Source organism: Cylindrospermum sp. FACHB-282 (assembly GCF_014697195.1).
In the GTDB taxonomy this organism is placed as follows: Bacteria; Cyanobacteriota; Cyanobacteriia; order Cyanobacteriales; family Nostocaceae; genus Cylindrospermum.
Genome location: NZ_JACJRJ010000004.1, coordinates 57,401 through 69,512, shown reverse-complemented (window position 1 = coordinate 69,512; position 12,112 = coordinate 57,401). Strand labels below are relative to the sequence as shown.

The following is a 12,112-nucleotide window of genomic DNA, read 5'->3' as shown; positions in this document are numbered from 1 at the left end:
GCAAAGACGCAAAGTAAGAATGCAAAAGTGCGATATATTCAATATTGAGTAATATTTGATATACTTTTAGAGTTAAACAAGTAACCGTTAATACTCCTTAACGATATGGATGACCTTAAATATTTATTAAATCGTGCATCGTTTGACGAGAGAAAAGCTTTAGCAGATATTCTCAAACAGGTGCTTCTTTTCTTAAAATAGAACGGTAATTAAGTGTTTGCCCTAAAGCTGTATGAAATTCACTAATCGCTGATTTTCCCAAAAAAGATTTTATTTCAACTGCTATTTTTTCTCCTTCTTTTTCCGCTGCTAAAAGTCTTTCTGCTCCTAAATCAAGACGAAATTCTATAGTATCTACTATAAATCTTAAAGGATCATCAGTAATTAACCAACCATCTTTTTCTAAAGCTAACCTAACTGCATTGTGAAAGAAATCCTTTGCTGACATATAAACAATAAATTAAAAATTTAAACCGATGCAAAACCAGTAAACTGTCTCACATAAGGTGATCTAAAACCTAAAACAATATCTGTTTTTGGTACTCCTAATTCTACTAATTGATTAGCAATTCCTTCTTCAGTAAAATCGCGCTGAATCCAAATTTTACCATCCTTAATACTAATATGAATTGGACTTCCGTAAACTCTTTCCTCATCACGCCATCCCGCATATAATAATAAGTAAATATCCCGTTCTGTATCAAAAACAATTTCTGTATTTTCTAAATCTTCTGCTGGTTGTTCATTTGCATATTTATAGATGAGATTCTTTACTATCTCCCGATAATCTAATGTTTCCATAACACTATTTCCTCCTTCTGAATATCAAAAACTAATAATTTGATATTGTATCTTTCTAAAACATTTTGAATAAAGGTGTCGGTAAAAAATTCTTGATGTATATCTTTAGATATTGCTAAATATAATACTCTTTCATAGTCTTCCTGTTCTAAGGCTAGCCTATAATTTAAAAATTGACCAATAGCTGTATGAAATTCAGAAATTGCTGAAAGTCCTATAAAACTTTTTACTTCTACTGCTATCTTTTGATTATCTTTCTCAGCACCAATTAACTTTTCTGCTCCTAAATCTATCCTAATTTTAACTAATGCTGTAAGTCGAAAATATAAAGGATCATCAGTAACTAGCCAACCATCTTTTTCTAAAGCTAAACGAACCGCATTATGAAAAAAATCTTTTGCTGACATGGAAACTTAAGCTAACACCCTCCATCTTATTATATCCTCTCTCTGCGCCTCTGCGCCTCTGCGTGAGAAACAAAAAAAGGGATAAGCCCAAAAGCCTATCCCCAAAAAATCAGCTAATCAATGTATCAAGTTCCAGAAGTCCAAGAATTGATGTACTCAATTTGCTCTGCTGTCAAGCTATCAATGAAAATACCCATTGCTTGCAACTTCAAGCGAGCAATTTCTTGATCTACCTCGACAGGAATAGAGTGCAAACCAGGTGCTAACTTACCCTTATTCTTCACCAGGTATTCACAAGCTAAGGCTTGGTTAGCAAAACTCATATCCATGACTGCGCTGGGGTGTCCTTCAGCAGCAGCGAGGTTGATTAAACGTCCTTGTCCGAGTACGACAACGGATTTACCATTTGTCAACTTATACTCTTCGGTGAACGGACGGACATCCTTGATTTCCTTAGCATTAGCAGCCAAGTATTTCAAATCAAGTTCTAAGTCAAAGTGACCAGAGTTACAAACGATCGCACCGTCTCTCATGACATCGAAGTGTTCACCCCGGACGACGTGCTTGTTACCAGTCACAGTGATAAAGATATCACCTTGAGATGCAGCTTCCGCCATTGGCAGGACGCGGAAACCATCCATAACGGCTTCAATAGCCTTGATGGGGTCGATTTCGGTAACGATGACGTTTGCACCCATTCCACGGGCGCGGAGGGCTGTACCCTTACCACACCAGCCGTAACCGACAACCACAACACTCTTCCCAGCTAACAAAATATTTGTAGCGCGGATAATGCCATCTAGGGTAGATTGACCGGTACCATAGCGATTATCAAAGAAGTGCTTGGTGTCTGCGTCGTTGACGTTGACTGCGGGGAAGGTGAGAACGCCTTCTTTAAACATGGCGCGTAACCGCACAATCCCGGTGGTAGTTTCTTCGGTGCTACCAATTAAATCAGAGATTTGGTGCTGACGGTGTTGGATTAAAGATGCAACCACGTCGCTACCGTCATCAACTATGATGTTGGGGCGATGATCTAAAGCGATTTGTACGTGGCGGTTATAGGTGGCGTTATCTTCGCCTTTTTGAGCAAAAACTGGAATTTCGTGATCGACAACGAGGCTTGCGGCTACGTCATCTTGAGTTGATAAGGGGTTACTAGCAATCAATACAGCATCAGCACCACCGGCTTTAAGGGCGATCGCCAAATGTGCTGTTTCTGTTGTAATATGGGCGCAAGCTACAAGGCGTAAACCAGCGAAGGGTTTTTCGACGGCGAAGCGATCGCGAATTTGTCGCAATACTGGCATTTCCCGTCCAGCCCATTCAATGCGTTGTCTTCCCAAGGGAGCTAGGCCGAGGTCTTTAACCTCGTGCTTTAATCGGGGAGAAGTTGCAGTCATCAAAGATTTCCTCAAAAATTGTCAAAAAAGTAACGTACGTCTTTACGTATTTTACTAGATTTATCTATGACTGGCGATATTTGGTTGTAATTACCAAAGAGCTAGTCATATAGTCCTCTGCACTAGCTTGACGTTTGATAGAGGCAATGTCAACGCCCTATCCAGCTTTTCCCTTTTTAACCTATCTCTGGTAAGACTATTAAGACGACGACTAAGGTTATTACCGCAAACATAGTGAAAGTAAACTGTCATCTGTCTCAAGTTAGAAGAAAAAAGCCAGGTGAAGATTTAACTTTAAACAGGTATTTTTGCTCAAACTATTTGTAGAGGATCACCCTAGAAGTCAGGAATCAGTAGATTTTGTTTAAGGAGGTGTTTAAATGCACTCTCAAAGTTTAGCCATTAGTCCCCAGGCTACCGCAAAAGCCGCCCAACCGACTAAAAGGCAGGTGCAAACTAAACATAAGTTGATTTGGGGCACAATTGGTGCGATCGCCAGTTCAATATTCATCGCCATTGCACCTATACCCAAAGCTACAGCCCAAATTCCCTTTTTAGCTCCCCTGCAAGCACCCAGCAGCGGGAATAACGATGCAGATAACAGAATAGTTTCTGGCTGGATTTATTTGGATGGTCGCCAGTTATTTCAGGTATCAGCATCAAGAACCAATTTTCCAGAAAGATTACAAAACATCCAACAAAATTTGCAGGAAATTAGCCACAATTACTTTCAAACACCTGCCAAAGAAATCAAAATTCAAACCCGGATATTAAAAGGATTGCCGGTCATTTATGTCAACGACCAATACCTAATGACCATCACTTCAGCAGATGCCGGACAAGGACAAGGAAATCCCTTAACATTTGCCAATCAAATCACTCAAACCTTGCAGAGAGACTTGCAACAAGCAAAGCAAGAAAGACAAACTAAATTTTTAATTCAGCAAGGTACAATAGCTACTGCCAGCGCCATAGCAACAATTATTTTGAGTTGGGGAATATCTCGTTGGCAACGCCGTACTAAAGAAGATTCAGAAGCATCTATCCCCCCAACTGCAACAAATGCTAAATCGATTACAATCCAACTCAACCAACAGCAAAAACAACATCTCGCAGAAGTCAAAAGACGCCTATTTGAACTAGCACAAGCCGGGATTTGGGGAAGCGGTAGTTTCCTAATATTGGGTTTATTTCCCTACACGCGAGCATTACAACTAGGGCTGATCACAGTTGCCCAAATTCCTTTGCGATTAGGCGTTGTAGCCCTAGGAACTTATGTAGCAATCCGTTTCACCTATGCCCTAATTGACCGCTCCACCTCCACTATAGTTAGTAGTGGTACCTTATTAACCCCAGAAACTTCCGAACGTTTGCAACTGCGAATATCCACATTTTCTGGTGTGACTAAAAGTATTGCGGCTATCGTCTGGGTGGGAGTTGGTATTTTACTAGCCTTGATATCCTTGGGTATAGATATTGTTCCCCTGCTAGCTGGTGCCGGTTTAGTTGGTGTGGCGGTATCCCTAGCCTCGCAAAACTTAATTAAAGATGCGATTAACGGCTTTCTCATCATCTTAGAAGACCAATATGCCCTTGGTGATATTATTTCTGTCAATACCGTGGGAGGCTTAGTAGAAACTCTCAATCTGCGGATGACCCAGGTAAGGGATTCCGAAGGACGATTAATCACAATTCCTAACAGTGAAATCAAAATTGTTGCCAATCTTTCTAGTCGCTGGTCACGAGCCGATTTAAAGATTCCCGTCTCCTACCAAACCGATATTGACCAAGCTTTAAAATTGGTTGAAGATGTCGGCTTGGAGATGGATCAAGACGAACAATGGCAACATCAAATTCTAGAAACGCCTAGAGTTTTAGGAGTAGAAAATTTTGGCGAACAGGGTTTGATAATTCGTGTGTGGATTAAGACACAACCCCTCAAGCAATGGGAAGTAGCGCGGGAGTATCGCCGTCGTCTCAAAATTGCTTTAGATCAAGCTGGAATTTCCATGCCGGCACTTCAACAAGCAATCTATCTCAACAATGATGCTCAATTACTGAATTTTCAAGCGAACGAGAGAGCTAATTAATTATCGCAATTCTCAGATACCCGACTTCTTAGAGAAGTCGGGTATCTTGCTTTGAAATAATTTAGGATTGCTATATATCAATACAGTTCAGTTAGAGCCAAAAATCTTAACCTGTGTAGGTTGGGTTGAGTAACGAAACCCAACCTACAATTTTCTTAAATGAACCTTATTGCGCTATATATTCAAGGCTGAAAAAAACCTAGCCTAGGCTTTAACAGTAGCTTTTAGTTGCTGCTTAAATTTGCGACGTGAAGTTACAAGAAAACCACCACTTGTCAATAAACCCAACATAGTTGTAGGTTCAGGAACTGACTGAGCAGGAGCTACATCAAATGTAAAATCATCATAACCAATACCCCCAGGGTCTGTTATTGAAGTCATGCTAATGCTAGTAATGTTCGTAAATGATGCTAAATTCACTAAATCTGAAGTAGAGCCGTTTCCATCAGCAACCATATTAACTTGTCCAGCTAACACCCCACTCGTAAAGATATTAACTAAACCAGGACTAGTAGAATTGTCGCCTACTATTCTAAAAGAGAGATTATTAACGGCTTGAGCAAAATTGACAAAAATGTCTTGATTTGTATTAGGAGTACCGGTTGTATTTGTTGCCAAGATGACGTTTGGGGCAGAGGCTCCAAACGAACCTGTTAATGTTCTAATTTCAAACCCTGAATTAGATGTAAATGTTGCTTCTGGAAACTGATTAGTTATAACTGTATTACCAGCTAAACTGTCGAAATTGATGACTACTGCCTTAGCTGATTCAGTTAAACCGAGAACAGCAGAAACCGAAATTAACCCTGTAAGAAGTGTTGTTTTGAACATTGGAGTTACGTTGCCTTTTTTTAGCAGACAGATCCAATGTACAGGCAAATCATTAACGTTATTATTAACTTTACGTAAAGTCACGTAAATTTATATAAACTACGCATAGAATAATACAGCCTTATTAGATTTGTGAACATTGATATCTCAGATACCCGACTTCTTAGAGAAGTCGGGTATCTTGCCGTTTACCTTCTCATCTTGCCAAATTAGTACCTTTGTACTATAATAGATAGATAGCGATCGCGCTGTCACAGCCAAATGGAAGATGGATTCAAGGTTAGTTCATGATTAAACATTATATTCTCAGCCTCAATCCGACTGCCAAGCACGAATGGGATCGTTGTATCTTACGTGACCCGCTAACTGCAAAACGTCCAGACATTGCCAAATTAATTGCCGAAGCGGTGGGTGCTGATACAGGTAGCTATTTGGTGAGTGTGAATATTGAAGTTCAGGTATTAGAACAAGCAGCAGTGTCACCAGCCGAACAACTCTCGCTCTCATTTCCAGAAATGAGTGTCTCCACACAACTGCGAGAAGCAGCGTAATCAGCGAAATTTGATCAAACTCTTGTGGGGTGGGCATCTTGCCCGCCCTAATTAATTTGTAACTTAATAAATTTATATCGTTAATCATAGCAGCAATTTATGAATTATTGCCAAGTACTGATTTAAGCAATTGTTCAATTTGCTGATTAATAGTTGTCACATCAAAATGCTGACTAGCAATAGTTCTAGCATGACTCGCTATAGTTGCAGTTTTTTCTGTTTCTTCACTACAGAAGCTAATAACTTTTGCTAATTCCTGGGGTTCTCCTGGTGTGACTAAAAAACCATTAATTCCCGGTTCAACTAATTCTGTTGCACCCCCGGCTTTGGCTGCAACTACAGGTCTTCCGCAGAGCATTCCTTCAACTATTACTCTACCAAAAGGTTCTGGAGAAGTGGAGGTATGAGCTACTAAATTACAAGCTGCCATTAATTGGGGAATATCTGAGCGAAATCCTAAAAATTTAACCCGGTTTTCTAATCCTAGTTCTGTAACTTGTTGGTGTAACTCTTGGACATAATCTTGTTCGCCAAAGAGTGCATCACCAACTAAAATTGCTGTCACCTGGGGCGGAGATTTAGCAATGGCATCAATTAAAATATGTTGCCCTTTCCAAGGTGCAAGCCGGCTAAAATGTCCAACTACAAATTTTTCTGTTAATCCTAAATCTTGCCGTAATTGCTTGACATTAGCTTCACAAGTGTGATATAGTTTAGGGTTGAAACCGTTATAGACAACCTCGATGAGTTCTGGGTGTCCTCCTGCTTGGATAAATGCTTTTTTACTAGCTTGAGAATTGGCAATTACTAATGAAGCGAAGCGATTTGCTAGGGTGACAGCTACGCGGAGGTTAGTTTTGCTAAAATGCTCTAGAGAAAGAATATCATGTAAATGATAGACTAGAGGGCGACGGGCGAAAAAACTGGCGATCGCACCAACGACTAATGCTTTTTGGGTATTGGCATAGATTAAATCATATTCACGGGATATTTGGACTACCTTATTAATTAAGGGCGTCAGTTGTCCTAGACTGCCTAAAGCTTGTAGCAAACTGCTTTGTTTCCGAACTTGGATGGCTTGATTTGCTAATATCTCTACTGGGATATGATGCTGCTGGAGTAAATTTCTAAAGTCACCATCTGCAAATAAACCAACAAGTGCGCGATCGCGATATGGTTTAGCAATATCTATTAGACATAATTCTGCACCACCGGGTTTACCGCTTTGGTCTAAAAAAAGAATTTTCATTAAATTAAATTTCCTAGAGATAACCTATTTCAACTTTGATTTGCCTATATTCACCAGCCAAAATAATTGCCAATACTAGCTTTTGAATTTTGAATTTTGAATTCCTTACCCCACCCTAAGTTAAATAGTAGGATGGAGTAATGGAATTACAGTATTTTAAGCTAATAGAACTTGCCGGATTTCCTGAGCGATTTTAGTCCAATCATAGTTAGTGATTGTGTATTGGCGACAATCTGCCCGTGAAGGTATGGGGATTTTTTCTAGTAGCACCTGTTCTAACTTTTCAGCAATGCTGGCGACGGCGATAGAATCAGTAATTAAATCCGGTGAAAATCTTTGTAAAATTTCTGGCATTCCCCCTACTGGAGTGCATAAAACGGGAGTACCACAGGCTAGAGATTCTAGAATTGCTAATCCAAAACCTTCAAAAGATTGACTAGGCATAACAGCCAAATCAGCGGCTTGGTAAGCTACAGGTAACTGTTCATCAGGCAAGAAACCTAAAAATTTAACGTTGTCTTCTAGTCCCAATTCTTTAGCTTGTTGTTGGAGTGAAGCTTGAATATGACCACGACCGGCAATCGCCAGCCAAACATCAGGAATTCTCGGTTTAATTATAGCTAATGCCTGCAATAATTTGTCAATTCCCATCCGATGCACTAAGCGACGGGATGTAAATAAGATGGGGCGATTGCTAGGCCAGTTTAGTTGTGTACGTGCTTCTTGGGGTGATAAATTTGCTTGGAAGTGATTAATATCTACTCCACCAGGGATAATGTGTATTTTGCTCCAGGGAATTTGATATCTTTCATGTAAAATATTCCCAAAAGCTTTACTAAGAACAATAAAACGATCACAGCGATTATAAGTAGTTTGTTCTATCAGCCGACGCTTCAGAAGAATACTGAGTTTATTATTAACCACCTCTTGCTGGCTTTCCGATGCCCAAGGGCCATGAAAATTAAAGGTAATAGGCACTCCCTTGGGTAAAAGATCCAAAATAGGAAAGCTATATAATGCAAAATGTAGATTAATTGCATCAGGTTTTCCTATTCTTGTTTTTTGGAAGTTAGTACGAATTGACCAAAGCCTCTGCCAAATAGGACTATCTGGAGTAGCCAAGTTAGTCAGCTTAATCGGTACATTTGATTCAGCTTCTGGTAGATCAACTCCACATAATTCAACTTGGTCTTGATTTGCTGCTAATTTATGGGTTAATTCATAAATATACCTTTCCAATCCTCCAGGGCTTTTGGGAAACCAACCTAATCCTAAGGTAAGAATAGATGCAGATGCTAAAACAGAAATTTCTTTGTTACCGTCCACCGATATGTCTCCTCCGATGTATTGAGCGTGCGTCTGTTTGCTTCCACACCAAGCTCAACCGCTTTTTTATATTCAGCAGTAAATTGATGTTGCTAGTACTTATACTCTGCTATTCTATGCATAAATTCAATTTTAAAAGTCATACTGTATACAGATTGTATTCCAAAATATTAATATAGTAACAATTAAATATATCAAAATGCAAATCCGGATAAAATCAAAATTAAGCTTTATTTAAAAAATAAATATTTATTTTAGCTATATCATCGTCAATACGTATAAAAATATTACGTGGTGGGCTTTTAGATAATAGGGTACTCAGTTATAAACTATTTATATTATCCTGTCAACTAAGGATTTTCTATCTGTGCTTTTGTTAACTACGGAATGTTATTTACAATGAATATAATCCTTACTGAACATTGGTATATCTAATTTAACTCGGACTACGACTAAATATTTATATCAGAATAATAGGACTTACGCACTGTACTCTCTTTACCCTCTTTTCAGGCTTTTTTGATGCGTCTCTTTACCCATCCTACCCGTAGCGTGGGTTCCCTAACGCACGGATTAAGATTTTCAATGAATAAAACCGATGACCATATTTATCGTTTTTTGTCAACGCGTAAATTCTAGAATAATTATCTAAATAAAGTAATTAGCTATCAAGGAATATGTATAATTATTGACTATTTTTTATGTCTAAAAAGCAAAAATTAATACCTACTAGAATAAATGGTTTTTATTTAATTAGATAAATTTTAAAAACTCATGTAGCTTTTATAAAGATTTGATAAAATCCTTTTTAAATATCAAGTTTTTGTTAGCTTATGTATATATCTCCTTTCAATAAAAAAACTAATTATGTATAAATGCTTTTGCTTTTAGGTGGATTTATTTTAAGGAACTTGGTGCAAATAAATATAACAGTACACAACCGAGTCAGAGATGTATAGAGCTAGGTGAAAAAGGTCTATTTTATCAGGTTTTGTTGGTTTGATATGGCTTTTTATCTTTAGATTTTCTAATGCATTTCATCAGCCAACACAGGGTTAACAGGAAAGATTTGCCAAGAATCCTCAGTAATTCTTAGTAATATTGTGCTGAAAATTGCAGTTTATTAATCTGTAATGTATATCTCTTTCAAGAAATACATGATTTTTAGGAATACTCGAAAAAGTAATGGATCAAACAAAAATTACAAGTTTCAAAGTTTTGATAAAAAAAATATTTCTGCTACCGAAAATTAGATATTTGAGCCAGAGAAAAATTCTCAAATTTTTAGTTAGTCTGACTGTTGGGATAATTATTACTAGCTTGTCCATAACAACAGACTGGGCTATTACGGCAACACCTGCAAAAACATATAAAACTTCATGGATTGGTAATACTGTTGGTAGCGGAAAACTCCGGGTACAAAACAATATAGAGGGGATGTATGTTGCTGCCAACGGCATAGTCTATACTAACAGCCACTGGGATGAAGCTGGAACAGAGGCAGGAATATATAAAGATGGCAAGATGATTGCTGCCCTTGATGATACTCATGGCTGGAGTCGCGGCGGCGGTAAGGCTGTGACAGCAGATAGTAAATATGTTTACATTGCTATGGTTCAGGGTGCAACTGGCAAAACAGAAAACGGTTATCCCCCAGTGGGGACAACTTGGTACTGTGTCAGACGCTATGACTTATCTGGAAAACCTGCGCCGTTTCCTGGAGGGCGTGGTTGGGATAAAAGTATGTTAATTACTAGCAATAAAAGCGAAGTTACAGGCTTGGCAACGGCGCTGAATAAGTTGTATGTAAGTGATGCTGCTGCCAACCGAATTCGGGTCTACAATACCGATACAATGCAGGAGTTAGACAGCTTTGCCGTTGCCTTACCGGGTGCAATAACTGTTGATTTACAAGGGAATCTCTGGATTATTCAGGGCAAAAATGGGAGTAATTTGGCTAAGATTAGCCATTATTCCCAGAGGGGGAAAAAATTACCCCAACAGATTGCAGATGTTGTTGAACCAACTGCGATCGCAATTGATCATCAAGGTAGACTGTTATTGGCAGAAAACGGGCCACGCCAGCAAGTGCTGATTTACAACATCAAAAGCCAGCCGGTGCAGGTGGGCAGTTTTGGCAGCAAAGGGGGTATTTATGCAGGTGTGCCTGGTGAAGTTCAAGATTTAAAACTTTATGGTATTACGGGGGTAGGCACAGATGCTGCTGGCAATATCTATGTCAATAGTAATGGTTTCAACAAATCAGGGACGGATTTAAGGCAGTTTTCGTCATCAGGGAAACAGCAGTGGCAATTACTAGGGTTGATATTTGTCGATAATGCTGATGTTGATCCTCAAACTGATGGCATAGATGTATTCACCAAGCAAGAACAGTACTTGATGAATTACAGTCAGCCTGCTGGTAAACAGTGGACTTATAAAGGCTACACTGTGAATGCTTTCAAATATCCCCAAGATCCGCGCCTGCACACATCCCCAGATGCCACCTTTGTTCGCCGCATACTTGGCCAGCCTTTTTTGTTCCTGACAGATATGTATGGCAGCTTTTTGCAAATTTATCGTTTCAATACAGCTACAGATGGCAAAATTGCTATTCCCGCTGGGATGTTTGTGGGTAGTAATGGCGAGAATAAAAAATCCATTGCTGGCAATTGGCCAAGCTATCAACCAGCAAAAGGGGAATGGATTTGGGGCGATCGCAACGGTAATGGTAGCTTTGACAACAATGAATATGATACCAGCCAAGATTATCCCTACATAGGAGGTTGGTGGGTAGACAGCAAAGGAGATGTTTGGAAAACCTTGCGAACTCAAGATGGCGTTGGTATCCGGCGCTATCCTTTACAGGGACTAGATGCCAAGGGTAATCCTATCTACAGCTATAGTTCAATGCAAAAGCAAAAGACGCCAAACATATTTACTGATCTACGACGAATCGAGTATTTTCCCAAAACAGATACTATGTATTTGTCAGGTTTCACTAAAGATCATCCGGCATTCGGTGACGATTCCGGCGTTGTGGGATCGGAAATTGTCCGTTTTGACAATTGGAGTCAAGGAAATGTCACTCCTCGCTGGCGAATTGTGGTTCCTTACGACACTACAGGCAAGCGTGAAATATCAACTGCTGCTATGAGTGTGGCGGAAGATTATGTGTTTGCTGTCACCATGAAAACCGCAGAGGTGAATGTTTACAAGACAGCCACTGGAGAGGCTGTACAAAAGTTAAAACCAGGCCCAGAAGTTGGCAAGGAAAGCGGCTGGATTGATATTCCCTACGGTATCCGCGCTTTTCGTCGTTCTAATGGTGAGTACCTGGTTTTTGTGGAAGAAAATTGGAAAGGAAAGGTGATTATGTATCGGCTGCTAGGATAAATTTTGTGAACACTACAGCTATAGGACTTTTTAAGTATTACGCCGTAAGTCCCCCACT

The 12,112-nt window shown here is 39.4% G+C and carries 9 protein-coding genes and 1 pseudogene; 3 read left to right on the top strand and 7 right to left on the bottom strand.

The window, feature by feature from the left end:
- Positions 1-178: 178 nt before the first annotated feature.
- The 4 genes and pseudogenes from H6G32_RS03195 to ahcY form a co-directional block, all read right to left on the bottom strand.
- Positions 179-448, bottom strand: a pseudogene (locus tag H6G32_RS03195) (element excision factor XisH family protein); the annotation flags it as partial.
- A gap of 20 nt (positions 449-468) precedes the next feature.
- Positions 469-801, bottom strand: coding sequence for a XisI protein (locus H6G32_RS03190; protein WP_190454668.1), 333 nt, complete (start codon positions 799-801; stop codon positions 469-471).
- A complete protein-coding gene (locus H6G32_RS03185) occupies positions 789-1,208 on the bottom strand; it encodes a XisH family protein (protein ID WP_190454666.1) in 420 nt (139 codons plus the stop codon). The genes H6G32_RS03190 and H6G32_RS03185 overlap by 13 nt, the downstream gene beginning before the upstream one ends.
- Positions 1,209-1,333: 125 nt before the next feature.
- Positions 1,334-2,611, bottom strand: a complete 1,278-nt coding sequence (gene ahcY / locus H6G32_RS03180) for an adenosylhomocysteinase (RefSeq protein WP_190454662.1) — start codon at positions 2,609-2,611, stop codon at positions 1,334-1,336.
- 380 nt (positions 2,612-2,991) lie between these two features.
- Here ahcY and H6G32_RS03175 point away from each other — a divergent pair, with 380 nt between their 5' ends.
- Positions 2,992-4,701, top strand: a complete 1,710-nt coding sequence (locus H6G32_RS03175; RefSeq protein ID WP_242046483.1) for a mechanosensitive ion channel family protein — start codon at positions 2,992-2,994, stop codon at positions 4,699-4,701.
- 204 nt (positions 4,702-4,905) lie between these two features.
- Here the strand turns inward: H6G32_RS03175 and H6G32_RS27225 are convergent, their stop codons facing one another.
- Positions 4,906-5,616, bottom strand: a complete 711-nt coding sequence (locus H6G32_RS27225) for a PEP-CTERM sorting domain-containing protein (protein ID WP_190454659.1) — start codon at positions 5,614-5,616, stop codon at positions 4,906-4,908.
- Positions 5,617-5,819: 203 nt separating this feature from the next.
- On the opposite strand from H6G32_RS27225, the gene H6G32_RS03165 reads away from it, so the two are divergent.
- A complete protein-coding gene (locus H6G32_RS03165) occupies positions 5,820-6,083 on the top strand; it encodes a hypothetical protein (protein ID WP_015210013.1) in 264 nt (87 codons plus the stop codon).
- 97 nt (positions 6,084-6,180) lie between these two features.
- Here the strand turns inward: H6G32_RS03165 and H6G32_RS03160 are convergent, their stop codons facing one another.
- Together H6G32_RS03160 and H6G32_RS03155 are read right to left on the bottom strand one after the other, a co-directional pair.
- Positions 6,181-7,332 (bottom strand): glycosyltransferase family 4 protein, encoded by a 1,152-nt coding sequence (locus H6G32_RS03160; RefSeq protein WP_190454656.1) that lies wholly within the window; start codon positions 7,330-7,332, stop codon positions 6,181-6,183.
- A 156-nt stretch (positions 7,333-7,488) separates the two neighbouring features.
- Positions 7,489-8,658: a glycosyltransferase family 4 protein gene (locus tag H6G32_RS03155; RefSeq protein ID WP_190454653.1), complete on the bottom strand. Its 1,170-nt coding sequence runs from the start codon at positions 8,656-8,658 to the stop codon at positions 7,489-7,491.
- Positions 8,659-9,843: 1,185 nt separating this feature from the next.
- On the opposite strand from H6G32_RS03155, the gene H6G32_RS03150 reads away from it, so the two are divergent.
- Positions 9,844-12,054 (top strand): hypothetical protein, encoded by a 2,211-nt coding sequence (locus H6G32_RS03150; RefSeq protein ID WP_190454650.1) that lies wholly within the window; start codon positions 9,844-9,846, stop codon positions 12,052-12,054.
- The last annotated feature ends 58 nt before the right edge of the window (positions 12,055-12,112 follow it).